Consider the following 25,057-nt stretch of genomic DNA (forward strand, 5'->3'; position numbering starts at 1 on the left):
TCTTGCGGATTCCAACGGTTGAAACCGTTTTTGTCTTGTACATTTATTGACGGCCCTGCTGTCTGTACTGACGGTATTATCAACTCCATTTCTCTGAATAGGCGGGTGGATACACTGGCCCGCCAAAAATTGGCTTTCTTTGTGAAAACTGCGACCAACCTACGTTTGAAAGCCTTCTACGTTACGCTACTTTTTGTTTTAACCTGGCCGGTGGTCACGGTTGCTCAGCCGCTTGGCGGACAGCGTGTCTTTTCTTTTCTGGATTTGCCCACGCACGCTCGTGTGGCCGCCCTGGGCGGACAGGTGGCAACGGCCATCGGTCCCGACGGGGCCTATCACCTGAATAACCCCGCCCTGGCCGATTCCGTCAGCCCGAACCTGGTCTCCATAAGCTTGATGCCTTACCTGGCAGCAGCCAAATACTACACCATTCAATACGGACTACCAGTCCGGCCCAAAAACCCGGAGCGGCACGCAGGCTGGGCGGTCGGTATGCAGTATTTGAGTTACGGCCAGTTTACGTTTACCGATCCGGCTGGTACGAATCTGGGTACGTTTTCGGCGAACGACTATGCCATTAGTCTCACCCATTCCCGTACAGAGGGCAATTTCACCCTCGGGGCGACCTTCAAAGCCGTTGGCTCAGCCATCGAATCGTATGCTGCTTTTGGGGTTCTGGCCGATCTGGGCGGGGTATGGCGGCACCCAAATCACCGACTGACATTCGGGCTGGTCGCAAAAAACGTGGGGTACCTGATCAGGAATTACGGCCCCACAGACGCCAGCCTTCCGTTTGATTTACAGGCGGGTGTGACCCTGAAACCCCAGCACGCGCCCATCCGCCTGACCCTGACAGCTCACCACCTGCAGCGTTTCGACATCAGCTACAACGATCCGAACCTCAATATCCGGTATGATCTGAGTGGCAACCCGATTCCAACGACTACCAGCGTAACGGAGAAGCTGGCCCGCCACCTGAGCGTTGGTGCCGAATTACTGGTCAGCAAAAACGTGCATTTGCTGGTCGGTTATAACCACCAGAAACGGGCTGAAGGTACCCTGACAACGGGCGGAGGGGGTGCGGGTATTTCATTTGGTGCCTCGGTGCAGGCGAAAGCCTTTCAACTCACCTACGGTCGGTTTACCTCCGTGCCCACGGCAGGTACCAGCCAGCTCTCGATACGGATTGATCTGGACCGGTTGATGAAGTAACAATTGGAACTATATCGGTATCGCTCTTTGCCGAATTACAGCATCTTCTACAACTGTGATGTATCGGTAAAATTGCCAATTGTCTGCCAACAGCTGAATCAATAAGTGGCCTGGATAATCAGGAGAGTAAGCATCTAACCGAAAATAGATTATTCCTAAAGGACGATAACCATCTTTAAAAACCAATGTCCCATGATCTCCATCAAACGTTATTAGAAGTCGATTTTCATCAATAGCCATTTGCATAACGCCCGTATCGGGCAAGCCTCCATTCTCGATACCGATGTGTTTTATGTCCCAACCAGCATCAACTAATACCCGAAAGGCAGGTACAGGTACGTTCTCGTCAGCTAACCATGCATAACTTACCGATGTCATGAAGCCTGTCGAACAGATGGCTGAATCTGGAATACGTCATCTTTGATCGTATCGAGCATAAACCCGTAAACAGCCTGTAAAGCTTCCGTCGGCAGGTTGGGATAACTATCAAAAATCATTTGTTCCGTCCAGCCATTCGCCAAACGATCTAACAGTAATTCGACCGAAAGCCGTGTGCCCTTAATGATGGGTTTTCCACCTAAAATAGCTGGATCAGTATGGATGTACGCTCGCCAGTTCATAAGTAATTAGCTCATTAATGAAGTAAAAATAGCCTATTTTTCAGAATGAACTTCGTTTCTATTTCGTTTATCAAGGATTGTCGGTGCTAAAAACAAGCGTTCTGGCACATTTTCCCGTTTCCTTTGTTTCCTAAGCAGGGAGCGCTCAACTCGCTCCGTTTCTTCAATGACCCAATCACTCAAAGACCTTACGCCACGGCAAATCGTTGCCGAATTAGATCAGTACATCATCGGCCAGCACGACGCCAAGCGCAATGTTGCCATCGCCCTGCGCAATCGCTGGCGCCGTATGAACAGCATCGCTGATATGCAGCGGGAGATTACACCGAACAATATTCTGATGATCGGGGCAACCGGCGTTGGCAAAACGGAAATTGCCCGACGGCTAGCCAAAATTGCCGATGCGCCCTTCATTAAGGTAGAGGCTTCAAAATTTACCGAAGTTGGCTATGTCGGCCGCGATGTGGAGAGCATGGTGCGCGACCTGGTCGAACAAGCGGTCAATATGGTTCGGGCGGCAAAAAAGGAAGCCGTTCAGGCAAGGGCCCACCAGATGGTTGAAGATGCGATTCTGGATATTCTGATTCCGTCTGTCAAGCCCGCCAACGGCCAGATGGGTTTTGAGAATGAGAAAAACGACCGCATTCAAGGCGACCCGGATGCCGAGCTGAACGAGCGTACCCGCGAACGGTTCCGCGAAAAGATCCGCACCGGCGAGATGGATGACCGCAAGATTGACATTGACGTACAGCAAAGTCAAACCCCAAACATTGGTATTATGGGTGGTTCGGTCGATGACTTGTCGATGATGAACATTCAGGAGATGATTGGCGGGATGATGCCCAAGCGGGGTAAAAAGCGGAAGGTGACCATTGCCGAAGCCCGTAAAATCCTGCTGGAAGAAGAAGCTGCCAAGCTGATCGATATGGACGAAGTGAAAGAAGAAGCCATTCGAAAAGCCGAAGACGCGGGAATTATTTTCATCGACGAAATCGACAAGGTGGCTTCGGCCCGTTCGGGGAATGGCGGAGGTGGACCCGACGTTAGCCGCGAGGGTGTGCAACGGGATCTATTACCCATTGTGGAAGGCAGCGCGGTGAATACCAAGTACGGCGTCATTCACACAGATCACATTTTATTCATTGCGGCCGGGGCGTTTCACATCGCCAAGCCCAGCGACTTAATTCCGGAATTACAGGGTCGTTTTCCGATTCGGGTAGAACTGCAAAGCCTGTCAGAAGATGATTTCTACCAGATTCTGAAAGAGCCGAAAAACGCGCTCACCAAACAATACGAAGCAATGCTCCAGGCCGAAGACGTCGAGCTAACCTTTCAGGACGATGCGCTGCGCGAACTGGCCCGGATCGCCTTTGAGGTTAACGGCGACGTTGAAAACATTGGTGCCCGGCGGCTGCAAACGGTGCTTAGTCACCTTATGAACGACTTCATGTTCGATATTCCCGACGTTATTGGTGCCAATGCCCACGTGGTTATCACGAAGGAACTCGTCAACGAAAAGCTGAACAGCCTGGTAAAAAATCGGGACCTGAGTCAGTTTATCCTGTAACATCAAGCGCACTATTTAACAAAAAATAGTCCCGATTGTCGGGACTATTTTTTGTTAAATAGTGCGCTTGATTTGCGTAGAGCTAATTGGGATACGCCCGGAGGTTGGCTATACAATTGGCCGTTTTATCTCCCCTATTGGGTAATCTTCAGATCCGTGAAGTATCCTTCTGTTCCTACGTCAACCCACAGGCCAATCCCGCCCGATTGAGTAGCGCCGAGCTTCATGTCTTTGACAATCAAACAGGGTTGTTTTGCATCGTTCAAATACAATTTCGCTTCCTGCCCATTCACGACAATTTTTAGCGTAATCCACTCATTGAGCGTCATATCGGCATACGATTCGTATTTCTCCGGGGATTCTTTGCGCAGGCGATCAAACTTGTAATCAGGGTAAGCGTAGTATTGAGTCGAGTGATTCCGCCTGACCTGATCGTCTGCCCGGCCATTTGTCGGACGAATATAGATACACTCGTAGGTGGAATTGGTCGCGTCAACTCGAAACGCCACGCCGATAAAGCCACGCGCTAATGCTGAGGCATTTTTTAGTAGTCGGCTCAATACCTTTACTTCGATGGTGCCATTGGTAAAGTTGATTCCGTTGATTTTCACAAAAGTGGGTTCATCTACCTTTTGTATCGTCGAGTCCTTTACGACCTTGAGAGCCTCTTTGCCCATCATCCGCTCGAACGACATGGACACCTGGTTGGGTACCAGTTTATCCCTGTCCAGTTTAATGGCCTGCCCATACATAGTCGTGGCAGTTGCGAATAGACTACTAATCAGGGATAAAAAAACAAGCTTAATGCTATACATAGCAGGTAGTCATTAATTGATAGAATGAGTTAAGGCAGCACAACCCGTTTACCAGCCCCCTGGTTACTATCCATAAATTGATGCGCTTCCACGATCTGCTCCAGCGTAAACGTTCGGCTGAGGGCGAGTTTGACCTGCCCTGCTTCAATCTGGTGGATGAAGTGCTGAAACACGTGTGTCGGGCTGGTTATCTGACCGCTGTCGTAGGTGGTCAGTCGCACCGTAGCCGGAATAAACTCCATCGGGGCGAAAGCCGGAATCGTCCAGTTTTCGGCCAGCATCCCACTCATGCAACCCGTACCGCCGGGTTTGAGGCAAGTCAGTGAGTCGTGCAGGGTAGCTGTACCCACCAATTCCAGCACCTTATCAATACCCTCTGGATAAATTGTTCGTACAGCCTCTCGGAGTGGGCCGTTATCAATGAGTACGTGTGTGGCTCCGTTGTCACGTAACGCCTTTTCTTTTTGCGGGTTGCGCGTTGTTGCCAGCACGGTCAGGCCAGCCAGGCTGGCCAGTTGGGTTGCCAGCATCCCCACCGATGAGGTTCCTCCCCGAATCAGCAGTGTTTCACCCGGTTGAATAGCCAGGGCCGGATACAGCGACCCATAAGCCGTTTGAAACATTTCGGGAATCGCGCCCAGCACCTCCCAGGACAGCGTGCTCTCGAACGAATGCAATAGATGTCGGGGCAAGACGGTGTATTCAGCATAACTACCGTCGAAATCCCGACCCATCCCACCCATCAGCGCCATAACTGACTGACCTTTGGTGTATTGACCAGAGGGGTCAGCTTCTACTTCGCCGACGCATTCGATACCAAGCACCCGCGGAAACCGAACACTGGGTGAGTAGCCTTTACGGGTCATTAATTCGGAGCGGTTCAAGCCAAATGCTTTTACCCGGATCAGTACCTGCCCTTCGCCGGGGGTTGGGATGGGACGCTCCTCAATGATCAGCGCATCGGGCCCACCCGCTTGATAGATAACAGCCGCTTTCATGGCGTTTGTTCGTGTAAAGAGTATTAACTAGTTCAGGAAGGGAAGCATACTGGCCCACACCGCCGGGAAATTTGTCAGGAACACCGGGTGTGGTGCATTGGGGATAATGCTTAGCTGCGCCTTCGGAATCATTGCATAAGCAGCCAGGACTGTTTCTAAGGGAGCGTTCTGATCCTTTTCGCCAACCATGACCAATACCGGGCACCGGATACTACCTAGTATCTCCTGGCTTATGTTGACCGTATTATAGTATTGGTTCGCCGTTAGGAGCCATTGATCGACTTGTTGCGGCTGCGGCATCAGGGCCAGTTGCTGCTGGCAATACAGGCTATCCATGCCAAACAGTATAGTCTGATTAAGGGCAAACGACCTGAACCCTTTTTTCCATTCACCGGCCCCAATCGCAATCAGCTTCTTAACGGTCTTTGGGTACATCTGCGCCAGAAAATAACCGGTGTAAGCACCATCGCTGAAGCCCAGAACGGTTACGCTGTCGTTGGTGATCGCCTGAATGATCGCATTGACATCTTGCGCCTTGCGCGGATAGCCTGGCGATTCAGAACCCATCTCCGATTTTCCGTGGCCCCGGGTCGAAACGGCAATCACCTGATAACGTTTTGAGAGGCTGTCAATAAAGGAGGCCATCTCATAGGTCGAGCCGACGATTCCACCGTGCAAAACCACCAGGGGTCTGCCTTTTCCGTACACTTCATAATAGATTCTGGCATCTCCGGCAGTAACGTAATGACCAGCCTTGGGGTTTTTACCGTACGGAATGGAGCCTACTGGTGAAGGGACCTGCTGCCTAAAATACCGCATCTCGGCTTGCTGACCAAATACCAATGAGGGAATAAGTGCCAATACGAAGAGCAGTCGACAGGTCATCGTTGTATCCTTTAGAAAGGCAAAGTTGGCCAACCGTTTACCTTTCAGAAATAAGCTAGCTTAAGAAATACCCTTAAACTAAAGTAAGTTATACGCTAGCGTAAGGTCGGACCGGCGCTCCGGTGGCGCTGTGTGGTAGCGAGGTCTTTTCGGATTTTGCTCAGAAATTCCGGCGTAATACCCAGGTAAGAAGCGATTTGGGTGTTGGGGAGCCGCAAGGCCAGCGCCGGGTATCGGTCAAGAAAGGCCAGGTAACGTTCCTGCGCGGTAGAACTGATTGTTTGCAGAACGCGGGTTTGCAGTTCCACATACTTATTCTCGATGATAACTTTAAAAATGCGATCTAACTTGGGAATGGCAGTATAGAGAAAATAGAGATCCTGTTTTTCGATTTGGAGAATAAGCGATGGCTCAATGGCTTCGATAAAAAAACCGCTGGGCCTTCCTGAATGAAAACTGTCAATGTCGGCGATCCAGTTGGTTTCAGCCGCGAACTGGATCGTATGTTCAACACCTTTACTATCAGCGGCAAACATGCGAAGGCAGCCTTCGAGAACAAAGGAGTAATGCTGACAGGGAAAACCTTCCTGAAGAGTAGCTTGCCGACGTTTGATTTTCCGCTGGGAGACTCTGCCTTCGAAGTGCTGCCTTTCTTGTTCGGTAAGGGGCAGGTAGGTTTCAAAATACGTTATGAGTGACGGTAATGACATGCTCGAACGGGTAAATGGATGTCGGCTGACGAACGCTTAAAGCTACATAGTTTACCAACGTTACTAAACGTTCACAAAGTCCTTGATCGAAAACATACTATCTAGTATGTTTGTAGAAAATTATCGTCCCATGTCTAAAGCGGCAGCAACCCGACAGGCAATTCTTCTTAAAGCATTCGATCTGATCTACCGGAATGGGTTTCAGGCCACCAGCATTGATACCATTATTGCCACTACCCAGGTGACCAAAGGCGCTTTTTTTTACCACTTTAAAAACAAGGAAGACATGGGATTGGCCCTGATCAACGAAGTGATTAAACCCAGAATGGAAGACGACTTTGGTCACCGACTGTCCCTGTCGGACTACCCCGCTGAGGACATCTACGCGCTGATGAAGTACCTGCTTCAGACCTCCCCCGACTTTCAGGTTCAATACGGCTGTCCGGTGGTCAACCTGGTGAACGAAGTAGCCCCTACCAGCGATTCGCTTCAAAAAGCCCTGCATGGCGTTTTGAGCCAATGCTTACAACTGTTGCGCAATAGCGTACAGCGCGGGCAGGCATTAGGACAGATTCGGCAGGATATCGATGCGGCTGAAGTGGCCGATTTTATCATGATGGGCTATAGCGGCATCCGAAATATGGGCAAACTGTTCGGCGTAGTCTGCTATCAGACGTACCTCAATGCATTAAAACGCTATCTACAGCAGCTGGCTTAATTTTTTTACCAAAAAACATACCATGTAGTATGTAAACAAGCCTATTCTCGAACCTTATGTACTCAATTCTGCTCCTGTTGCATTCGTTGTTTCGCTGGCTGGTTCTGGTAAGTTTACTCTACGCCATCATTCGGGCTTACCGTGGCTACGCAGGTCAACTGGCCTTCTCCGCAGCCGATAACTCGATACGGCACTGGACGGCCACGATCGCACACAGTCAATTAACACTTGGGTTTGCGCTTTACTTCATCAGCCCCGTCATTGATTCATTCCGGCAACAGGGCATTAAAGCCGGTGGGCCGGTGGCGTTTTTTGGGTTCATTCACATCGGCCTCATGTTGCTGGCAATCGTTCTGATTACGCTTGGTTCGTCGATCGCAAAACGGCAACTCGTTGATCGAGCCAAGTTCCGTGTCATGCTCATCTGGTTTTCGGTAAGCTTACTGATCATCTTACTGGCTATTCCCTGGCCGTTTTCTCCGCTCGCCAGCCGGCCTTATTTCCGACTATTCTAATCATGAAAAATCTATTAACAGCCAAAGTTGGTCGACTCCGGCTAATTGGCTTCCTGGAAGGCATCTCCTTACTGGCTTTACTGGGAATTGCCGTACCGCTCAAATACGCTTACGCCGACCCGTCGCTGGTTAAAGCCATTGGCCCGGTACACGGTCTGCTGTTTCTACTGTTTGTCCTGAACACGCTTCAGGTGGGCGTTGAGCAACGCTGGCGATTTGCCACGACCACCTGGAAAGTGCTGCTGGCGTGCCTTATTCCCTTAGGCACGTTTTACATCGACCGCAAAATCCTGCGTCATCTCCCAACCCAATAGACTGAAATACCACAGGGTAGGATTGACTCCGTCAACTCACAACGATCACCGGGTTCACCTTATCTATCCGGAGGTGTCGGTGTACCCATTGGTAACAATGACCTGACTGACCAGCACAAGTGCGATATGTGAGGCTACGGTCCGATTTGCCTGGAGCGAGGTTTTATGTCCTGTCTGTTAACTTACGGGCACTCACCCACAAAACCAGCAATGCCAGACTGCTCCAGATAAGCAACTGCCAGGTTACCATCGACCACCCGCCCCAGGCCCAGCATTGAATCCCCACGAATGTACCAATGGCTCCACCCAGGAAATAAGTGGTCATGTAAACCGTATTGATGCGGCTGTGCGCCGTGCTGTCCAGGGTATAAATGAGTGCGGTATTGGTTACCTGCGTCGACTGAGACCCCAGGTCAAGCAGCAGAACGGTCAGGGTAAACGCAACAGCCGAAAACGGGAATACCTTGACGATCAGCACGCTTAGAATAATGAGTGATACCGTTATCAGCCGTACCTGATTGGCATTACCCTTGTCGGCCAGCTTCCCGAAATAAGGCGCCATCAGCGCAGCCCCGATGGCCAATAGCCCAAACAACCCGATGGTGCCGGTCTGGTACCGAAAAGGTGGCCCGCTCAGATGAAACGTCAGTGTAGTCCAGAAGGAGCAGAACGTTCCGAACACGAGCGCGCCCAACAGGGCTGTTTGTCGCAGCAGCGGGAAACGGCGTATCTGGTGTACCGTTGAGGCCAGTAGCTGCCCGTAGGTACCCCTGAATTCAGAGGCTACATTGGGCAGAGAAACCTGTAGCGCAATCATCACCCCGGTTACCATAGCCGCCGAAATACCGTACACGTACCGCCAGCCCAACCATTCGGCGACGAAGCCGCTGAAGACGCGGGCGAAGAGTACACCGACCAGAATGCCGGTAAAGATAATGCCAACGATTCGTCCCCGATTCTCACGCGGCAGACTGGCCGCCATTGGCACAATAATCTGAACCGACACGGCCGACAGACCGATGAGAAAACTCATGATATTAACCAACAACAAGCTGTTGGCGAACGTCATGCAGAGCAACGCGATAACCAACAAAATCTGCAATACCAGCATCAACCGCTTCCGGTTCACTTTATCGCCAAGCGGAGTCAGGAAGAAAAGCCCGAACCCGTAACCCGCCTGCGCCAGTACGGCTACCCGGCCAACGTCATGTTCGCTGGCCTGAAACGAGCGGGCCAGATGGGGTAAAATGGGTTGATTGTAATAAATATTGGCGACACAAATGCCCGCCGATACGGCCATAATGGCAATCTGGGCGGTTGTTAACCCACTGCTTTCTACTCTGATTGGCTGTTCCACAACTGTATGACTAACCTGCCTATGCATTGTTTGAATGAATCGCTCGTTCAAACAATGCATAGATGTGGCTGTATACACTCTGCTTGCATTAATCGACTAAATTCCTTTACTTTTGCCATAAAACTACGCCGTACGTTGAAGCGCCTAGTCTCCATTGGTCTACTCAGTTTATTCATGTGCCACATACTGGCCTATGTACTGGCGCTATGGACCACCAACTGGCAGGAAGAGAGCGACTTATCTAATCGGCTGACCGTATACCGAACTGGCGATAGCCCTGTTGAGTTTTATGTTCCTTTGAGTAAGAAGGCTCCCAACACGGTTTTGTCGGAACACACAACCGAAGGTTTTGCTTATCGGGATAGTTATTACGAAATTATCAGACAGGAAGTCAAAAATGACACGATTCACATTCTGGGTTATGTCAATAAAAACCACTCGTTCTGGCAACAGGATTTGCTTGAGTTTATCAAGCATCAGCTTGGTAACGAGTCAGGAACATCGCAGAAAAAGACGAATCATCTGCTGAAGAATTTCTTAAAAGAATATTACCCTGGCAGACAGGCCGTTGTGTGCTTCTGCCATCCTCACTGGCGGGAAACTATCCGGATTCCTTCAGCCCCTGCCTCCCTCTCTAGCCGGGCAATACCCGTTTACTCGCCCCCTCCACAAGTCTGAGCAGTTCATAGTATCCATTAGCTGTTCCAAAACAGTACAGGTCTTTCGGAATGTGAAACCCAACCAGTTTTTGTCGATAACTGAAGGAACCAACAAACTGGAACGGGTAGCCCTCAAGTCGCTTAATTTCAGCAAAGACGTAGCGCCGATTTGCCGAACACCACTGGCTCTTGCTTCGACATCAAGCATTCGAAAACTGTAAGCGGTTTCTACTGTTCCCGGTCTTTATCGGTACGCATTGCCTGATCAGCCAACTGATCAAGAAACGGCAGGAGCCAAAATTTCCTGGTGTTTCTTGATCAGTTGGCTTTATTGGTCATAATTTAAGCGGTCATCAGAACCCGTTTAAACGAGTTACGTACAGTTATCTATACTGGTGAAGTGATACTCATGTAGGCAACAGAATACCAGGCCCAACAGTATTGGAACAAGATGTACTGCAAGCAAATTTGACAACGTATGGAGAATGAATTGAGACCCTTTTGGAACAGGTACTTCACCTTTAACTGGCAATTCGGCCTTGCCTTGCTCTTCCTTGTCTGCATACCCAGATTTGTATTGGTCTTACAGGCTAATGCGTCAGGCAGTTACGGGTCAATCGGGGCACTCATGGTTTTGTCTTCCCTTTGCCCATTTATATTCCTGTCTCGGTCTGGGCGACGAAAAATCGGTTTAACGAAACCTCAGCGATACCGTGGCCTTGTACTGGCTTTTGCCGCAGGTCTTATTTTCAGTCTGTTCCTTTATTATGTGGGCCACAGCTTGTACGGCAATACTTACGAAAACTGGTATACTTATGTTGGCCGATCCTATAAAATACCGGCGGCAATTAAACCGAACGACAAGACAATTTTATTTAGTATTGTCGCCTTAACTGGTATGTTATTTAGTCCAGTTGGGGAGGAGTTCTTTTTCAGGGGAATTGTTCACGCAAGTTTTGCCAACTCAGTGGGCGATAAAAAAGCATCGATCATCGATAGTTCAGCCTTTGCCTTAACGCATCTATCCCATTTTGGTTTAGTATTTGTCAACGATCAATGGCGTTTCTTAACGGTGCCAGCCCTGCTTTGGGAACTAAGTATGTTTTTGGTGAGTATACTGTTCTTCCTGTTCAAAACGTATTCAGGCTCCATTTTAGGAGCCGTAGTTTGTCATGCTGCCTTCAATCTGGGCATGACTTACTGTATCTTCTATTTATTGTGACTACTGCTTTACTGATCCGTTTACTTTAACATAGTAGCTGCTTCTGGAAGCATAGCCTGTTACAGCGTTCGGTCAGACAAACGGTTTATCCTTTCCAACCGGTAAGCTTGTCAAGGAATCTCTTCGTGAAAAATGATAGAGCGATGAAACGTTGTTTTCTGTACCTGATGTTGCTTATCTGGAACGCTTCGCACGCGGTGTATGGGCAGATGCTCCCAGAATCTACTAACAAAAGACACTACACTGATCTGACGGCCAGCCAGGAAATTACCCGACTTTATCGGAAGTTAAAGTCCGGGTACGCGTTTGATAAATTGGCCCAGGAATACTCCCAGGATTACGGCTCCTATACGGTTGGCGGACTGTTGGGCTGGCAAAAACCCGATCAGTTTGTTACGGCTTTTAGCCAGGTTATTGGCGGACTGAGTAAAGATCAGGTATCAAAACCGTTCAAAACGGAGTTCGGTTACCATATTGTCCAACTCCTCGATCAGAAACCGGGGGAAGTCCTGACCAGGCATATTCTTCTGAAAGTAGACCGTTAATGGAAGATGGGCAGACTGGAAGCAAGCAAGTATATACATTGCCACCAACGCTTCATTGTTGTTTATATGACAAAAAAGTAAATCAGCGTTAGACTAGAAAAACAACAGTCGTATGCATAAGCTACTTGGACTTTTGTTGCTGGGTTCGCTTTCCAGTTGTGAGCCAGCGGATCAATTCAACGATGTAGCCGCTCGGGCTTCAGGCAGGTATGCCATTCAGTCTTACGTTTTAAATGGAGATACCCTCTACAAAAGCAGGGGCGTTAATAAACTTGGCGTCAGCGAGTTCTACGTCGTTGTTGATCGGAAGGGGCCAGACTCCGTCAGGGTAGGAAGTGTTTATAAAACAAGTAGCGAGACGGGCTCCCATACGCACATAAAGGACGTTGGCGTTAGCGAAACGAACGGCGTGTTTACCCTCACGTCGGCCATCAGCACAAAGTTGTACGAAGGTCGGATCGAGGGGGATGTCTTTTACGAAAAATCCCTGTGGGGTGGCCCCAGTATTTTCGTATTACCCCCCGCCTATACAGTAGAAAGCCCTGCTGACCCAACAACGGAGGGAATACGGATTACGGCGAAAAAACAGCGATTCTGAAAGGTACAATGCCCTGTCGCTCCTCAAGAACAGTTAATTTGATGTAGCGAAGTGATCATAAGCCAGCCGGGCAATATCGGCGATGATTCGCTCATTCGTCTCTTTGCTTTCGGTTGAGTTCGTAACGAAGACGCTGATGGCTAGATGTTTGCCGTTTGGCAACGCAATGAAACCCGCATCATTGACAGCCCCCGTCAGACCATCCCTAACGCCCGATGTACCTGTTTTGTGAGCGACTACCGTACCGGCGGGTAGCCGTTTCTTTAGCCGATCTTCTCCCGTTGTCGTTTCAACCATTGTTTTCCAAAGAAAGTCGTGGCTACTGGCCGACAGAATTTTATGCTGATAAAATAGCTTCAGCAACCTGAGCATGGCTGCCTGCGTTGTCCAGTTGGTATACTGAACATCCCAATTTCCCCTCGCCTGCATCCGTTCTTCCGTGTCCCGAATGGCCACATCCCGAATACCCAGTTGATGAATAAAGGCATCTACCTGCTTTGGCCCACCCAGTAGCCGGAAAAGGTAGTCGCAGGCGCTGCCGTCGCTGTCGGCAACCATGTACCGAATGATATCGGCCAGCGGTAGATCTACGCCACCATTTGGGTAGGCTTCGCCCATCGGGCTGTGCAAACCAGGCACTATATCGCCCTTCTTTACGGGCATCTTCTGCGTAAGTTTAAATCGTCCTTTGTCTACCTCGTTCAGTATGGCTAAGGCAACGTGAAACTTGTATACGCTCTGCATGGGCATGTGTTTATCGCCATTGATGACAAGCGTCTGTCGACTACGGAAATCGTAAATACCCACGCCCACCGTTGCGTTCTTGCCGGTAATAACCTTGTCAATTTTTGGTTGCAACGGCTCAACCTGAGCATACAGCGAAAGGCTATACAACAGCCCGATAACTAGCAGAGAGATTTTCATGATGGGAGTGAATGGGTTATAATGGCCGGAAAAATCAGCAGCACGAGCTGCTGGTTCTACCACACATTACGGCTTGTAAAACTGAAAGTGATAGTTGTTGAGGTACTTCAGAGTTTGCAGAAAATGCTTTCTGTCGATTTCGGCTAAATCGGCGAGTACGCTGCCTTCGAGCTGAGCCAGTTGCTGATACACTTGCTGCACCGTACCAAGCCCTTTCTCCGTCATGGATAACCGCTTGGCCCGACCGTCTCGTTCATCGGGAGTTTCCTGAATCAACTCCTGCCGGAGCAGTCGGCGCAGAATATCGACGCCCGTTGTGAACTCCGTTGCATTAGCGATGCATACCTCTTTCTTGGTAGGCATGTTCATCTGGGCAATCAGCGATAGAAACAGAAACTCATCAGCGCTGGCAAACCCATGCTCGGCCATGATGGGCTTGGCGTAGGATTTCGCGTACCGATTCAGACGCCCCACAAAAAATGACGTCAGAAAATCCTCATCGCCGAAGGCTTCTGACAGCCGCTGCCCCGATTTCAACACCGGTTCAGAATCGGGCAAGGGTGGCGCTTGCCGTAAAGGATCGAGGTGGTGAAGCAACCAACCCGCAAACTCCCGAAGATCAGCCTGCGGATGGTCTTCACTGAAACGCTCCCAGGCGGTAAGTACCGGTACAGCCGATGCATATGCCATATTTACTATATTTTCGTATCAATAAAACAAAACAAATACGATATGGCTATTTAAATACCTTTAAACAGGTCAACTCACCAACGAGCCAACCAAAGGTAAGTTTTAGTTTACTACTAACCGTTTTATCGTCATGATAACCCCCAACGCAAAAAAAGTACTCATTTCAGGGGCCAGCATTGCGGGCCCGACGCTGGCCTTCTGGCTAGCTAAATACGGTTTCGATGTCACCGTCGTGGAGCGGGCAGCATCCCTGCGGCTGGGTGGGCAGAACATCGACGTTAACGGCCCGGCCAAGAAGATTGCGCAGAAAATGGGCATTAAAGAGGCCATCCGGGCGGCCAATACGGGTGAGGTGGGTTTGCAATTCATTGGTCGGGACAACCAGGTAGCAGCCGCTTTCCCTAAAGAGGGACCGGTTAGTGGTACCGAGGAACTGGAGATTCTGCGGGGCGATCTGGTTAACATTCTGTATGACTGCACCAAACAGACTGTAGCGTACCGGTTTGGCGACTCGATCACGGCGCTGGAGCAGCAGCCCGACCAGGTAAGCGTCACGTTTGCGAGTGGCAAAACCGAAACGTTTCAGTTCGTCATTGCCGCCGATGGTGTCCGCTCCAGCACCCGCCGACTGGTATTTGGCGAGGAACCTGTCTTTGAGTACCTGGGCTTATATACCGCTTATCTGACCATTCCCCGCAAGCCAACCGACACGAACTGGTGGCGCTGGTACACAGCCGTTGACCGACGGATTCTCATGCTTCGCCCGGATAATCAGGGAACTATGCGGGCTTCTGTCGCTTTCCTGGAGTCGGATGAAGCGTACGAGAAACTCTCGCTCGCTCAGCAGAAAAGTGTGTTGAAAAGCAAGCTGACCGGCGCGGGCTGGGAAGCAGACCGGATCATCAACGCCATTGAGGAGACGCAGGACGTTTACTTCGATAAAGTTGGTCAGATCAAAGCCCCCAGATGGTCTGATGGCCGGGTGGCTATGATCGGCGATGCTGCGTACTGCCCCACACCGCTAACCGGTAAGGGTACGACGCTGGCGATGGTAGGGGCTTACCTGCTCGCGGGTGAACTGGCCACCCACGAACGCCATCAGGACGCCTTTGCGGCCTACGAACAGCGCATGCGTCCGTATGTGAAAGCCGTGCAGCAGTTGCCCCCCGGCGTCCCCTGGCTGGTATATCCCGAAACAGGTCTGGGTGTGTCCGCCCTGAACACGTTTGCCGGTATCTTCGCCAGCAAGCCAATTCAAAAGCTGGTGGGCCTATTTACCGCCAATAAAGCCGACGATGAAAGCGAAAAAGAAACGATCGTGCTGCCCGATTACGCCTGATCACCCGTCAGAGATTACGACAGGCTACTGATTTGGTTATTGAGTAAACTCAGGGTTCGTCATACTGAATACTTACTGTACGAATCCGGCTACTTGCTTTATCTTTTCCGCTAAGACCGATACCAACGCGGGGTGCCCGGTCCCAACGGGGAAGAAAAGAACCATCTAGCGGAGCATCCGTCAACGGCTGGTATACGCCTTCTTTGGTACGCCAGCCGAATTCGTAAAATCGGCCTTTTTGACTCCGTACTTGCAGCGTCACAGGAGAAGTTCCTTCCGGTATTGGCTCCGTCTTCAGAACCCTGCGCGTACCGGCTTTAATTTCCCAAAGGTCAAGCGCTCCCGCCCGAATACCCAGGCCGACCTGGTTTTGCGCATCGCCATACAGGCACAAGCTTTGCAACAGGTCGGCTTGGGGAGCGATGTCGGCTAACATCGTATAGGTTCCCTGTTTGATGACCAGGCCCAGGAAAGTGCCCGTCTTATCGGAGCCGTCATTAACTAGTTGCAACTGACCCTGATGCACCGCGTACACCGGTCGGGAAAGGCTCACATCCCAGACCCAGGGAACACTGGCCTTGTCCTGGCCAAAGATAACCGTCAGGTTTGGCTGGCGTTTCTGAATGGCCTGAAACGGTGATTCAGCCTGGGTTGGCGTCGAGCGTCCGTGTCGGAAATCGGGCCATTGGCTCTTGTCATCCCAGATTAGTTCACTGAGTACTCCCTGACGGCCGGTAAACGTAAAATCGTCGCCCTTGTAGGCATGGTGTAGATAAAAATAGCGGTGATCGGGCGTAACAACTACCGTTCCATGACCGGGGCATTTCCAGTCTTTGTCGCTGACCATCACCGGGTTGTTTTCGTATTTCTCCCAGGGCCCTTGTAGTGTTCTGGCACGCGCCAGACCCACCTGGTAGTTACACTGCGCTCCGCAACAGGCGTTACCCGAATAGAGCATATAAACGTAGTTACCTCGCCTGAAAAGCGCCTGTCCTTCGGCTCCCCCCTTTTCCCAGTTGGCAGGATCAGCTTTAATGAGCGAAAATGCCTGTCCGGTAACCTTGAGCCCATCGGCCGACAGTTCAGCCCCCAGTATCTCGATGGCCCTGCCTTTGTCTAACCCATAGGCCTTCCAGGTAATGAAGCGTTTACCGTCATCGTCGATAATAAAGGGGTCGATCGCTTCGGTGGTCCATTCGAGCAACAGGCCGTGGTCGGAGAATCCTTTCGTCAGGTCACGCGTAGTCGCTACGCCGATAAACGAACGCTGGTCACTTTTCCGCCGGGCCGTGTAATACAGGTAATAGGTGTTATCCCGATAAAAAAGCTCCGGAGCCCAGTAACTGCCCATCGTCCACGAGGGTAGTTCATTGAACGCGGGCCCAACATACGCCCAGTTTACCAGATCTTTCGAGGTATAAAGGGGATAGGCCGGGCCCCACTCCGACGAGGTACCAACGGCGAAATACGTGTCGCCAACCCGAATAATGGACGGATCGGCAAAGTCGCCCGCAATCACTGGATTCGTATACGTGACGCGGGATTTAGGCGCGCGACCAGATTGAGCCAGTGCCTGAAAGGACACCGCCAGCGTAACAAGAAGGATAAAAAAGTGCTTTCTCATCGGGTACTTACTTGAGAACGGTCGTGTCCGTTCGGCTGAAACTTAAGTCAGGCTGTATTTACGATACGATAAGCTGAACGAGCTGCGTGATGGCCCGGTCAGTATCGGCACGCTTCCGATCGGGCGGGTCGAATCGGTTAAATGGCTTTACGTCAATAACAAACGTTTCCTCAACGACCTCTTCGTCAATGGGTGTGTAGAGTTTATAGGCCGTTACCTTCACCGGTATTAACCCGTGTTTTGCTTTAAACCGGGTCAGCACAGAGGCCAGCCAGTGTTCAACCTGGGCCGTGGAGCAACCATCAGCCGGCACGAACCGAACTTCGGCCTGCTTCCGGTCAACGAGTGTTTGGTCTTCGGGCTTATAATGTCCCTCGCAGCTCGAAAAGGTTCGCACCAGCCCCGTCTCGTTCAGCACCTCAACCAACGGGCGTATAGCAGGCTCCAGTTCATTCATCAGGGTTCACCATCCAGTAAGGTCATCTCATCGGCTTCATCCAGGCGATGCCTCCTACCCGGCCGATTCGTTCGCCAGAACCAGCTCAGGTACACGACTGCGGCCAGTGCCAGCACACCCGCTACCGCAAAAGACGCATCAACCCCCGGCTTACCCATAATGTGGTTATGCAGCCAGCCCGATGCCAGCGCTCCCAGCCCAATACCGGCTTCGAGGGCGATGTACATGGTAGCCATGGCGCGGCCCCTCGTTTTTTCATCGCTCAGATCAGCTGTCCAGGCCGTTACGGTTGGCGAGTTCATCCCCCATGACATCCCATAGAACACAGCCGCCGTCCAGAACCAGGTCGTCGAATCGGTCAACATCAGGAGACCCATCGACAGGGCCAGCACAGCCGTCGACACAAGCAGAACGGGTACACGACCGTATCGGTCAGATGTTCGACTGAAAACCAGCCGGATAAACAGGGAGGCCAGGGTATATACGGTAAAAAACAGGCCATTGTTCGTAATGCCCAGCGGTGTGCTCACCTCCGAAATAACGGTAAGAATTACGCCCGACGAAAACGACTGTAGCAATAGTACAATAAAGGGAGGCAACGCCTGCTTATCGAAAATTTCTGCCTTTTTCAGGCGAAGCAACCCAAGCCGGAAAGGCTGTGTATTGGGCAGGGTTTCGGTCATCTGAAGCAAGATAAGAATCGACAGCAACGCAAATGCTGAGGACGTCCAGAACATCACATTCATGGAAAAAGCGTGCGCCAGCCAACTGCCAATGGCGGGTCCCAGCGACATACCCATGGCCGTAAACAACCCCAGCGTGCCCATGGCCTCGCCCCGACGGGTAGCGGGCACGATGTCGGCCACGTAAGCCGATGTGGCCGTGGGTTTGGTGCCGGTCGAAAAACCATGAATGAGTCGAAGCGTCAGGAAACCACCAACCGTGAGCAGGTAGGGATACAGAAACCCACAAACGAAACAGACAATCGAGCCAAAGGCCATGACGGGCACCCGACCAACCGTATCCGTAATTTTTCCGCTGAATGGCCGGGACACCCCCGCCGTCAGCGTGAACAGGGCGATGATCAGGCCAATGTATTCTTTACCGCCCAGCCTGGTCAGGTAAGCAGGTAACTCGGGGATCATCATCTGAAAACTGGCCGAGAACAGAAAGTTACTGACGCAGAGCAACCAGAATGAGGCCGTATAAAGCGAAGGCCCGGCCGAAGCCCGGCGTGTACCGAAAGAGCGAGTGGAGAGCAAATCTGGCGTTGATGGTTTGGCGTTGTAAAGGTAGCCTGATCGGCGAACATAAAAAGGACAGCAGGTACTTCGTGTTCATTAGGTTGATTCGGCCAGTTTTGCCGTAAATTTGCGGCATGAATGGTGACTGGATACGCGGTATGCGATGAATTTGTTCGTTGCCCGGTATCACTGGACTACCAGCCCGATTCATCGTTCATCATTTATTATCCATTTTTTATTATGTCGCGTAATCTAAAAATCGGCCTGTTTCTCACCGTCTCCATTCTGTTAACGACGTTTACCTTTTACTTCTGGCAGGTTTTCAGAAGCCCTAACCTGCAGGTTCAGGATGACGACAAAACGTTTGCCCTGCTGATTCCCAGGGGATCTACCTTCGATTCGGTCATGGATACCCTGAAAACGCACCGGGTCATTAATGACGAAACCTCGTTTCGTTTTCTGGCCAAGATGATGAACTACCCCGAGCGGGTTAAAGAAGGGCGTTACGAAATCAAACCCCGCATGGGCAACCGGGAAGCGCTCGTTAAACTGCGAAGCGGCAGCCAGGACGCCATGCCGGTGACGTTCAACAGCATGCGCCAGAAAAGTGACCTCATCCAGCGACTCGGCAGCAAATTCGAATTCGGCTCCGCTGCGTTGGGTAAGCTGCTTAACGATCCGGCTACCTGTCAGAAATTCGGCTTCGATACCACAACGATCGTCTGCCTGTTCTTGCCCAACACCTACGAGTTCTTCTGGACCATCAAACCCGAAGCGTTTCTGGAGCGGATGGGTACCGAATACAAAAAATTCTGGACCCCCGAACGCCAGGCAAAGGCCAAAGCGCTGGGGCTGACGCAAACCCAGACGCAGGTACTGGCCTCTATCGTGGCGGCCGAGACCAACAAACGGGACGAGCAGCCCCGGGTGGCCGGCGTTTACCTGAACCGGCTGAAGCAGGGAATCAAGCTCGAAGCGGACCCGACGGTTATTTTTGCCCTTCGTGATTTCGGCATCCGACGGCTGCTTAACAAGCAGCTAACCGTCGATTCCCCGTATAACACCTATCGGTACACGGGCCTCCCCCCCGGCCCCATCAACCTACCGGCACCCGCCACCATCGACGCGGTGCTCAACGCTGAACAGCACGATTACCTCTATTTTGTGGTCAACGCGAGTTTCAACGGTTACCATACATTCTCCAAAACCTTGTCTGAACACCTCGCGAACGCCCGTCTGTACCAGCAGGCCCTCACCCGAATGAAGATTATGAAATAAGACATGACGTTGTGACGCCACGCACAACGTCATTCATTTTCGACTATTTTCCGCTAATGATTACCTTCGACGTCACAGCCATTCGGGTCCGGTATTATGACACGGACCAGATGGGCATTGTTTATTACGGGAATTACGCCCGTTTTTACGAGATTGGCCGGGTTGAAACCCTGCGAAACCTGGGGCTGAGTTATAAAGCCATCGAAGACAGTGGCATTTCGATGCCCGTTTATGACCTGAATTCCCGCTTTATCCGGCCCGCTAAATACGATGATCTGCTGACCATCCGGGTAACAATCCCGCAGATGCCCAAAACGCGGATCATGTTTGATTACGAGATTTTCAATCAGGCGAATCAACTCCTGAATACCGGCCAGACAACTCTTGTATTTGTCCGTACCGAAACGGGTCGCCCCTGCGCAGCCCCGGCGGAATTAGTTGATGTTGCCAAACCTTTCTTTGAGCAGTAGGTTAAAAAAGTTGATGCCAGATCATAACCCGATGATGCAGCCTGCGTATCATCGGGTTTTGGCTATTCATACCCACCCAGCACTACTCACTAAAAAAGACCGCCATGTTCGACCAACTGATGAATGTTAAGGCGTTGCGGAATGTCCGTACCTGGCTGTACAAGCATCATCCGTTCAATTCTAGAATTACCTGGTATACCTTCCTGAATAAGATGGTTGCCCAAATTACGGATAACAACACCAGCGAGCGGGCAGCCTCGGTATCGTACAGCCTTATTCTGGCGGTATTTCCGACAGTCATCTTTTTCTTTACCCTCATTCCGTTCGTCACCTTTATACCCAACCTCGAAGACCAGATCATGGATTTTTTGCGGCAGGTGTTGCCCGGGAATACTTTTAGCACCGTCGATACCACCATTCGGGATATCATCAGCCGTCCGCGCAGTGGCGTCCTGTCATTTGGTTTTCTGTTGGCCCTGTATTCGGCAACGAGTGGACTGGTCGCTCTCATGCAGGCGTTCAATTCGTCGTACCGTTCCGACGAAGGGCGGAGTTTTCTTAAGCTCAGGCTCGTGGCGGTCGGGCTTACGTTTACACTGGCGTTTGCGCTTATTCTGGCCGTCGTGGTCCTAATCATCGGTGGTATTATCAGCGACTTCCTGCTTCATTTTGGCTTGCTCAACAACGCCATCTTTGTTAACCTGCTAGCCATTGGTCGCTACCTAGTCGTATTCGCCGTTTTCGTCGGTGTTGTGTCGGTGATCTACCGGTATGGACCCGATGTGCGCATGAAATGGGCGTTTATTACACCCGGTGCGGTTACCGCTTCGCTCCTGATTGTCCTGACAACCTTGGGGTTTTCCTACTATGTTTCTAATTTTGGTTCGTATAATAAGGTATACGGATCAATTGGCACGCTAATTGCCCTAATGATCTGGATAAACTTGATCTCACTTCTTCTAATCCTGGGGTTTGAGATGAACGTTGCTCTGTATAATCTCGAAGGTGATGCAAACCCGAGCGTGGCTGAAAAAACAACAAACGCCACCCCGGAGACTTGAGATGACGTTTGCAAAACCTAACCCATAAATGTAAAGGCACATATCCAGACTTACCGAACACGTTGGCACGCCTGATATATGTTCAATTTTTATTTTACAAAAAGCACGCCAACATTGCCAGTCGACTAATTATTTGTCAATTTTTTTCCGTTCGATAAATAATTCGGCGGTTCCGGTAACAAATAGGTTTTACTTCGACCTTTCACACAACTCAACTACGCAGGTTGAGTCTCGCTAAGTAAAGACCGCCACGCTTTTTTTATGGTTTCTGTTACCGGCCAAGTCAATCTATTGCCGATGAGCCCTTATCTCAATCGGATAAAGCCTTGGGTTAGCGTCATTTGCACAAGTTTTGAGCAGCAGCATTACGTCGAGCAAGCCCTGCAATCGGTTGTCGCGCAGGATTATCCGAATGTCGAATTGATCGTCATCGACAATGGTAGCACGGACGACTCGGCAAAGCGCATAGCAGCCTTTGTTGAGCGTTACCCCGCCACACAGTTTATCCAAAATTCGGTTAATGTAGGGCTGAACCGGGCGTTTAATCAGGGGCTGGCCCTGGCCGAAGGACGCTATGTCATTGATTTATCGGCCGATGATGTACTGCTCCCTGGCCGGATCAGGAAACAGGTAGCCCTGTTCGAAGAGCTGGCGGGTCCCTACGCTGTTGTGTTTTCCAATGCAGCCTACATTACGCCAACAGGGCAGGATTTAGGCACTCATTACGCCATCGACACCAACGGAAAGGCGCAGACCACTGTCCCGTCCGGTAATGTTTTTCAGTCCATCCTGGAATCGTACTTCATTTGTACGCCAACCATGATGATGCGCCGGGATGTCCTGAACGAGCTGGGCGGCTACGACGAAACACTGGCCTACGAAGATTTTGACTTTTGGGTGCGTTCGGCCAGGCTTTACCATTATGCGTATCTGGACGAAGTACTGACTTTGAAGCGCCAATGTCCGGGCTCCCTGTCGGCACAGGTGGTTTTACCAGACAATAACCTGCTTCAGTCAACCTTGACCATTTGCCACAAAGCCTACGATCGGTGTACTACCCCGAGCGAATACGGGGCGCTGGCCAGGCGCCTGCGCACCTTTATCCGCAAGGCGTTTTACGCGGAGCAATTTGAGCTGGCGTTGAAATTTGGAGATCTTCTCCGCCACATCGAGCGACCCGACTTCTACAGCTTCCTGATTTTGGAACTCAGCCGGTTTCACCTACCCGTTAATAAGCTTTATCAGCAATACCTGAAGTTTCGCCAGCAGGCATGAACCTCACCGGGGGGGCGAAGCGACAAAAGAGTCTTCTATTTCATCCGGTAACCTGTTTTGACCCGCTCCCGTATTGGTTAATTATGCCTGTCAATTCCGGCAGCGAGCGCCTTAAGAAAACTTAATACTATCCTAAGCAGGCTTTTAGGTCAGCAGACTAATTTGACCCGTCTAACGTGGCGGCTAGAACCAGTCTGACATGAAACAACCGGTATACCTTATCCTTTTTTTCTCTGCAATCAACGCACCACTTTATGCCCAGCAGCTTGATTGCGCTACCATTGGGTTTGAACAAGGGACAACCAATGGCTGGACGCTTACCAACGGACAGGTGGCGAACCAGGGGCAACAGGTTGTCTTTCAGAATGAGACGGTTGGGACCCTCGAAAACGGACATCGAATCACGAGCCTGAGCGATGGCAACGATCCCAAGATAACCGCCGAAGCCATTCCGATGGTAGCGCCCGGCAGCACACATTCCATCCGCATCGGCAACGTGACCCGGGGAAGTCGGTTCGATCGCATCAAAGGATCGTTCGTGGTTACTGCCGACAATACACTCTTCCAGTACAAACTGGCTGTTATTTTACAGAATGCCAACCACGAGGCTTACGAAAAACCCGGCTTTACGATCCGGATTACCGACAGCGACGCGAACGAACTGCCCTGCAGCTATTACGACGTACAGGTTTCGGCCGCGGGTACGGTCGATGGATTTAAAACCCAAGGCGATATTCAATACCGCAACTGGACCATTGGAGCCATCGACCTGCGCCAGTATGTAGGCAAGCGCATCACCGTGGAGGTAACCGCTCATGGCTGTACGCACAACGGACACTTCGGCTACGCTTATTTCGATGCACAGTGTCTCAAATCGGAAATCAAACAGGCATCGGCCTGCCCCGATGCCCAGGGATACATCGTGTTGACCGCCCCCGATGGGTTCGAAAAATACACCTGGAATACGGGCCAGACCACCCGTTCTGTTCGGGTGAAAGCAACTGTCGGTCAGCGGTACTGGGTAACAATAGCGCCATTTTCCAGCCTGAATGCGAGTTGCGAATTCCAGCTCGATCACCAGATCCGTTTTCAGCCCGTCGAAACCGCACTGGTAAAAACCATTTGTGAGGGCGATGGTTTTGTAGTGGGCGACAAGACATACCGAAGCAGTGGTCAGTTTACACAAACCATTACCCGCAACGCTCTGTGCGACAGTACGGTTAAACTTACCCTCACCGTTAGGCCAATTGGGCGTTCCACACAGCAGGTGACGATCTGCGAGGGCGGAAGGCTGGTCGTCGGTGACTCAACCTACCGTCGTGCCGGTACTTACGTCAATCATTTTAGCGGGCCATCAGGCTGTGACAGCCTGGTCACTACGTATCTGACCGTCAATCAACTTGCCACCCGTATCAGCGCCGATGTACTGATTACTCAAGGAGATAGTACGCTGCTGGACGTTGTAGCAACCCCGTCGGGCCCTTACAACTACCGCTGGAGCTCCGCCGAGCGGTTAAGTTGTCCGACCTGCGCTCAAACCTGGGCAAACCCATCGGCGACGACTCGCTACCTCGTACAAGTTTCGGACAAGAGTGGCGTTTGCCAGCAGGAAAAATTCGTGACGGTGACGGTTGTTCCGTGTGGCTTGTATGTACCCACTGCTTTCTCGCCCAATGCCGATCAGTTGAATGATTTCTGGGTGATCAAAGGCAATACCTGTGTCAGGCAGATTCGGAAAATGACGATTTACAACCGATGGGGGGAAGTGATTTATCATCAGGAAAACGTCGCGCTGTCAGACGCTGCGCGCTGCTGGGATGGGCAGTATCAGGGGCATGAGGTTCTCTCTGGCGTTTACCCCTATACCATTCAGGCCGAATTAACGAACGGTGATTTAACAACCTACCAAGGTGTCGTTCAGTTGATTCGGTAATTTATTCACGCCTACCTCATGCGTCTG

At 51.0% G+C, this 25,057-nt stretch carries 29 protein-coding genes; 16 read left to right on the forward strand and 13 right to left on the reverse strand.

Features of this window, described 5'->3' with window-relative positions; genetic code table 11:
- Window positions 1-165: 165 nt before the first annotated feature.
- Window positions 166-1,212 (forward strand): type IX secretion system protein PorQ, encoded by a 1,047-nt coding sequence (gene porQ, locus ACYU87_RS02600; protein ID WP_461132463.1) that lies wholly within the window; start codon window positions 166-168, stop codon window positions 1,210-1,212.
- Window positions 1,213-1,221: 9 nt separating this feature from the next.
- Here porQ and ACYU87_RS02605 read toward each other — a convergent pair whose 3' ends face one another.
- Together ACYU87_RS02605 and ACYU87_RS02610 are read right to left on the reverse strand one after the other, a co-directional pair.
- Complete coding sequence (locus ACYU87_RS02605; protein WP_461132464.1) at window positions 1,222-1,590, reverse strand: DUF5615 family PIN-like protein; 369 nt, start codon at window positions 1,588-1,590, stop codon at window positions 1,222-1,224.
- Entirely contained in the window at window positions 1,587-1,832 is a 246-nt protein-coding gene (locus ACYU87_RS02610) for a DUF433 domain-containing protein (RefSeq protein ID WP_461132465.1), read from the reverse strand. The genes ACYU87_RS02605 and ACYU87_RS02610 overlap by 4 nt, the downstream gene beginning before the upstream one ends.
- A 166-nt stretch (window positions 1,833-1,998) precedes the next feature.
- Between ACYU87_RS02610 and hslU the strand changes: the two genes are divergently transcribed.
- The gene (gene hslU / locus ACYU87_RS02615; protein WP_461132466.1) at window positions 1,999-3,399 is read left to right on the forward strand and encodes an ATP-dependent protease ATPase subunit HslU; all 1,401 of its coding nucleotides are present in this window, start codon (window positions 1,999-2,001) and stop codon (window positions 3,397-3,399) included.
- Window positions 3,400-3,533: 134 nt separating this feature from the next.
- Here the strand turns inward: hslU and ACYU87_RS02620 are convergent, their stop codons facing one another.
- The 4 genes from ACYU87_RS02620 to ACYU87_RS02635 all read right to left on the reverse strand — a co-directional run bounded on the left by ACYU87_RS02620 (window position 3,534) and on the right by ACYU87_RS02635 (window position 6,807).
- Window positions 3,534-4,214 (reverse strand): hypothetical protein, encoded by a 681-nt coding sequence (locus tag ACYU87_RS02620; protein ID WP_461132467.1) that lies wholly within the window; start codon window positions 4,212-4,214, stop codon window positions 3,534-3,536.
- Between the two features lie 29 nt (window positions 4,215-4,243).
- Window positions 4,244-5,212, reverse strand: coding sequence for a zinc-binding alcohol dehydrogenase family protein (locus ACYU87_RS02625; RefSeq protein ID WP_461132468.1), 969 nt, complete (start codon window positions 5,210-5,212; stop codon window positions 4,244-4,246).
- Between the two features lie 27 nt (window positions 5,213-5,239).
- Window positions 5,240-6,097 carry an alpha/beta fold hydrolase gene (locus ACYU87_RS02630; protein ID WP_461132469.1) on the reverse strand — a complete coding sequence of 286 codons (858 nt, stop codon included), beginning with the start codon at window positions 6,095-6,097 and terminating at the stop codon, window positions 5,240-5,242.
- Window positions 6,098-6,192: 95 nt separating this feature from the next.
- Window positions 6,193-6,807: a Crp/Fnr family transcriptional regulator gene (locus ACYU87_RS02635; protein WP_461132470.1), complete on the reverse strand. Its 615-nt coding sequence runs from the start codon at window positions 6,805-6,807 to the stop codon at window positions 6,193-6,195.
- A 130-nt stretch (window positions 6,808-6,937) separates the two neighbouring features.
- On the opposite strand from ACYU87_RS02635, the gene ACYU87_RS02640 reads away from it, so the two are divergent.
- Genes ACYU87_RS02640 through ACYU87_RS02650 form a run of 3 tightly spaced genes read left to right on the forward strand, consistent with a single transcriptional unit; the run spans window position 6,938 to window position 8,354 of the window.
- Window positions 6,938-7,525 carry a TetR/AcrR family transcriptional regulator gene (locus ACYU87_RS02640; protein WP_461132471.1) on the forward strand — a complete coding sequence of 196 codons (588 nt, stop codon included), beginning with the start codon at window positions 6,938-6,940 and terminating at the stop codon, window positions 7,523-7,525.
- A 56-nt stretch (window positions 7,526-7,581) separates the two neighbouring features.
- Window positions 7,582-8,040 (forward strand): hypothetical protein, encoded by a 459-nt coding sequence (locus tag ACYU87_RS02645; RefSeq protein ID WP_461132472.1) that lies wholly within the window; start codon window positions 7,582-7,584, stop codon window positions 8,038-8,040.
- A 2-nt stretch (window positions 8,041-8,042) separates the two neighbouring features.
- Entirely contained in the window at window positions 8,043-8,354 is a 312-nt protein-coding gene (locus ACYU87_RS02650) for a DUF3817 domain-containing protein (protein WP_461132473.1), read from the forward strand.
- A gap of 163 nt (window positions 8,355-8,517) precedes the next feature.
- Here ACYU87_RS02650 and ACYU87_RS02655 read toward each other — a convergent pair whose 3' ends face one another.
- A complete protein-coding gene (locus tag ACYU87_RS02655; RefSeq protein ID WP_461132474.1) occupies window positions 8,518-9,711 on the reverse strand; it encodes an MFS transporter in 1,194 nt (397 codons plus the stop codon).
- A gap of 135 nt (window positions 9,712-9,846) precedes the next feature.
- On the opposite strand from ACYU87_RS02655, the gene ACYU87_RS02660 reads away from it, so the two are divergent.
- From ACYU87_RS02660 to ACYU87_RS02680, 5 genes are all read left to right on the forward strand, one after another.
- On the forward strand, window positions 9,847-10,389 hold the full coding sequence (locus tag ACYU87_RS02660) for a hypothetical protein (RefSeq protein WP_461132475.1): 543 nt from the start codon (window positions 9,847-9,849) through the stop codon (window positions 10,387-10,389).
- Between the two features lie 70 nt (window positions 10,390-10,459).
- The gene (locus ACYU87_RS02665) at window positions 10,460-10,591 is read left to right on the forward strand and encodes a hypothetical protein (RefSeq protein ID WP_461132476.1); all 132 of its coding nucleotides are present in this window, start codon (window positions 10,460-10,462) and stop codon (window positions 10,589-10,591) included.
- A 257-nt stretch (window positions 10,592-10,848) separates the two neighbouring features.
- Window positions 10,849-11,592, forward strand: a complete 744-nt coding sequence (locus tag ACYU87_RS02670; RefSeq protein WP_461132477.1) for a lysostaphin resistance A-like protein — start codon at window positions 10,849-10,851, stop codon at window positions 11,590-11,592.
- Window positions 11,593-11,735: 143 nt separating this feature from the next.
- Window positions 11,736-12,137, forward strand: coding sequence for a peptidylprolyl isomerase (locus ACYU87_RS02675; RefSeq protein ID WP_461132478.1), 402 nt, complete (start codon window positions 11,736-11,738; stop codon window positions 12,135-12,137).
- A gap of 112 nt (window positions 12,138-12,249) precedes the next feature.
- The gene (locus tag ACYU87_RS02680; RefSeq protein WP_461132479.1) at window positions 12,250-12,735 is read left to right on the forward strand and encodes a hypothetical protein; all 486 of its coding nucleotides are present in this window, start codon (window positions 12,250-12,252) and stop codon (window positions 12,733-12,735) included.
- Between the two features lie 33 nt (window positions 12,736-12,768).
- On the opposite strand, the gene bla is transcribed toward ACYU87_RS02680, so the two are convergent.
- Both bla and ACYU87_RS02690 read right to left on the reverse strand, forming a co-directional pair.
- A complete protein-coding gene (bla, locus tag ACYU87_RS02685; RefSeq protein WP_461132480.1) occupies window positions 12,769-13,659 on the reverse strand; it encodes a class A beta-lactamase, subclass A2 in 891 nt (296 codons plus the stop codon).
- A gap of 66 nt (window positions 13,660-13,725) precedes the next feature.
- Window positions 13,726-14,349 (reverse strand): MarR family winged helix-turn-helix transcriptional regulator, encoded by a 624-nt coding sequence (locus tag ACYU87_RS02690; RefSeq protein ID WP_461132481.1) that lies wholly within the window; start codon window positions 14,347-14,349, stop codon window positions 13,726-13,728.
- Between the two features lie 130 nt (window positions 14,350-14,479).
- Between ACYU87_RS02690 and ACYU87_RS02695 the strand changes: the two genes are divergently transcribed.
- A complete protein-coding gene (locus ACYU87_RS02695; RefSeq protein WP_461132482.1) occupies window positions 14,480-15,688 on the forward strand; it encodes an FAD-dependent monooxygenase in 1,209 nt (402 codons plus the stop codon).
- Window positions 15,689-15,737: 49 nt separating this feature from the next.
- On the opposite strand, the gene ACYU87_RS02700 is transcribed toward ACYU87_RS02695, so the two are convergent.
- Genes ACYU87_RS02700 through ACYU87_RS02715 form a run of 4 tightly spaced genes read right to left on the reverse strand, consistent with a single transcriptional unit; the run spans window position 15,738 to window position 19,110 of the window.
- Window positions 15,738-17,312: a glycoside hydrolase family 43 protein gene (locus ACYU87_RS02700; protein WP_461132483.1), complete on the reverse strand. Its 1,575-nt coding sequence runs from the start codon at window positions 17,310-17,312 to the stop codon at window positions 15,738-15,740.
- Between the two features lie 58 nt (window positions 17,313-17,370).
- Window positions 17,371-17,769, reverse strand: a complete 399-nt coding sequence (locus ACYU87_RS02705; RefSeq protein WP_461132484.1) for a hypothetical protein — start codon at window positions 17,767-17,769, stop codon at window positions 17,371-17,373.
- Complete coding sequence (locus ACYU87_RS02710) at window positions 17,769-18,917, reverse strand: MFS transporter (RefSeq protein WP_461132485.1); 1,149 nt, start codon at window positions 18,915-18,917, stop codon at window positions 17,769-17,771. Before ACYU87_RS02710 ends, ACYU87_RS02705 begins: the two co-directional genes overlap by 1 nt.
- A gap of 25 nt (window positions 18,918-18,942) precedes the next feature.
- Window positions 18,943-19,110 carry a hypothetical protein gene (locus ACYU87_RS02715; RefSeq protein WP_461132486.1) on the reverse strand — a complete coding sequence of 56 codons (168 nt, stop codon included), beginning with the start codon at window positions 19,108-19,110 and terminating at the stop codon, window positions 18,943-18,945.
- Window positions 19,111-19,253: 143 nt separating this feature from the next.
- Here ACYU87_RS02715 and mltG point away from each other — a divergent pair, with 143 nt between their 5' ends.
- The 5 genes from mltG to ACYU87_RS02740 all read left to right on the forward strand — a co-directional run bounded on the left by mltG (window position 19,254) and on the right by ACYU87_RS02740 (window position 25,030).
- Window positions 19,254-20,291 (forward strand): endolytic transglycosylase MltG, encoded by a 1,038-nt coding sequence (gene mltG / locus ACYU87_RS02720; RefSeq protein ID WP_461132487.1) that lies wholly within the window; start codon window positions 19,254-19,256, stop codon window positions 20,289-20,291.
- 56 nt (window positions 20,292-20,347) lie between these two features.
- Window positions 20,348-20,761 carry an acyl-CoA thioesterase gene (locus tag ACYU87_RS02725; RefSeq protein ID WP_461132488.1) on the forward strand — a complete coding sequence of 138 codons (414 nt, stop codon included), beginning with the start codon at window positions 20,348-20,350 and terminating at the stop codon, window positions 20,759-20,761.
- 104 nt (window positions 20,762-20,865) lie between these two features.
- On the forward strand, window positions 20,866-21,822 hold the full coding sequence (locus ACYU87_RS02730) for a YihY/virulence factor BrkB family protein (RefSeq protein WP_461132489.1): 957 nt from the start codon (window positions 20,866-20,868) through the stop codon (window positions 21,820-21,822).
- Between the two features lie 297 nt (window positions 21,823-22,119).
- The gene (locus ACYU87_RS02735) at window positions 22,120-23,097 is read left to right on the forward strand and encodes a glycosyltransferase (protein ID WP_461132490.1); all 978 of its coding nucleotides are present in this window, start codon (window positions 22,120-22,122) and stop codon (window positions 23,095-23,097) included.
- A gap of 199 nt (window positions 23,098-23,296) precedes the next feature.
- Complete coding sequence (locus ACYU87_RS02740; protein WP_461132491.1) at window positions 23,297-25,030, forward strand: gliding motility-associated C-terminal domain-containing protein; 1,734 nt, start codon at window positions 23,297-23,299, stop codon at window positions 25,028-25,030.
- Window positions 25,031-25,057 lie beyond the last annotated feature (27 nt).

It is taken from the genome of Spirosoma lituiforme, assembly GCF_054776635.1.

Coding starts and splice junctions, on each gene's coding strand:
- ACYU87_RS02630 (WP_461132469.1), bottom strand. CDS start 6,097: ATGACCTGTCGACTGCTCTTCGTATTGGCACTTATTCCCTCATTGGTA.
- ACYU87_RS02675 (WP_461132478.1), top strand. CDS start 11,736: ATGAAACGTTGTTTTCTGTACCTGATGTTGCTTATCTGGAACGCTTCG.
- ACYU87_RS02700 (WP_461132483.1), bottom strand. CDS start 17,312: ATGAGAAAGCACTTTTTTATCCTTCTTGTTACGCTGGCGGTGTCCTTT.
- ACYU87_RS02635 (WP_461132470.1), bottom strand. CDS start 6,807: ATGTCATTACCGTCACTCATAACGTATTTTGAAACCTACCTGCCCCTT.
- ACYU87_RS02610 (WP_461132465.1), bottom strand. CDS start 1,832: ATGAACTGGCGAGCGTACATCCATACTGATCCAGCTATTTTAGGTGGA.
- ACYU87_RS02695 (WP_461132482.1), top strand. CDS start 14,480: ATGATAACCCCCAACGCAAAAAAAGTACTCATTTCAGGGGCCAGCATT.
- ACYU87_RS02725 (WP_461132488.1), top strand. CDS start 20,348: ATGATTACCTTCGACGTCACAGCCATTCGGGTCCGGTATTATGACACG.
- bla (WP_461132480.1), bottom strand. CDS start 13,659: ATGAAAATCTCTCTGCTAGTTATCGGGCTGTTGTATAGCCTTTCGCTG.
- ACYU87_RS02735 (WP_461132490.1), top strand. CDS start 22,120: ATGAGCCCTTATCTCAATCGGATAAAGCCTTGGGTTAGCGTCATTTGC.
- ACYU87_RS02640 (WP_461132471.1), top strand. CDS start 6,938: ATGTCTAAAGCGGCAGCAACCCGACAGGCAATTCTTCTTAAAGCATTC.
- ACYU87_RS02605 (WP_461132464.1), bottom strand. CDS start 1,590: ATGACATCGGTAAGTTATGCATGGTTAGCTGACGAGAACGTACCTGTA.
- ACYU87_RS02680 (WP_461132479.1), top strand. CDS start 12,250: ATGCATAAGCTACTTGGACTTTTGTTGCTGGGTTCGCTTTCCAGTTGT.
- ACYU87_RS02620 (WP_461132467.1), bottom strand. CDS start 4,214: ATGTATAGCATTAAGCTTGTTTTTTTATCCCTGATTAGTAGTCTATTC.
- ACYU87_RS02730 (WP_461132489.1), top strand. CDS start 20,866: ATGTTCGACCAACTGATGAATGTTAAGGCGTTGCGGAATGTCCGTACC.
- ACYU87_RS02690 (WP_461132481.1), bottom strand. CDS start 14,349: ATGGCATATGCATCGGCTGTACCGGTACTTACCGCCTGGGAGCGTTTC.
- mltG (WP_461132487.1), top strand. CDS start 19,254: ATGTCGCGTAATCTAAAAATCGGCCTGTTTCTCACCGTCTCCATTCTG.
- ACYU87_RS02650 (WP_461132473.1), top strand. CDS start 8,043: ATGAAAAATCTATTAACAGCCAAAGTTGGTCGACTCCGGCTAATTGGC.
- hslU (WP_461132466.1), top strand. CDS start 1,999: ATGACCCAATCACTCAAAGACCTTACGCCACGGCAAATCGTTGCCGAA.
- ACYU87_RS02705 (WP_461132484.1), bottom strand. CDS start 17,769: ATGAATGAACTGGAGCCTGCTATACGCCCGTTGGTTGAGGTGCTGAAC.
- ACYU87_RS02715 (WP_461132486.1), bottom strand. CDS start 19,110: ATGAACACGAAGTACCTGCTGTCCTTTTTATGTTCGCCGATCAGGCTA.
- ACYU87_RS02670 (WP_461132477.1), top strand. CDS start 10,849: ATGGAGAATGAATTGAGACCCTTTTGGAACAGGTACTTCACCTTTAAC.
- ACYU87_RS02625 (WP_461132468.1), bottom strand. CDS start 5,212: ATGAAAGCGGCTGTTATCTATCAAGCGGGTGGGCCCGATGCGCTGATC.
- ACYU87_RS02710 (WP_461132485.1), bottom strand. CDS start 18,917: ATGATGATCCCCGAGTTACCTGCTTACCTGACCAGGCTGGGCGGTAAA.
- ACYU87_RS02740 (WP_461132491.1), top strand. CDS start 23,297: ATGAAACAACCGGTATACCTTATCCTTTTTTTCTCTGCAATCAACGCA.
- ACYU87_RS02645 (WP_461132472.1), top strand. CDS start 7,582: ATGTACTCAATTCTGCTCCTGTTGCATTCGTTGTTTCGCTGGCTGGTT.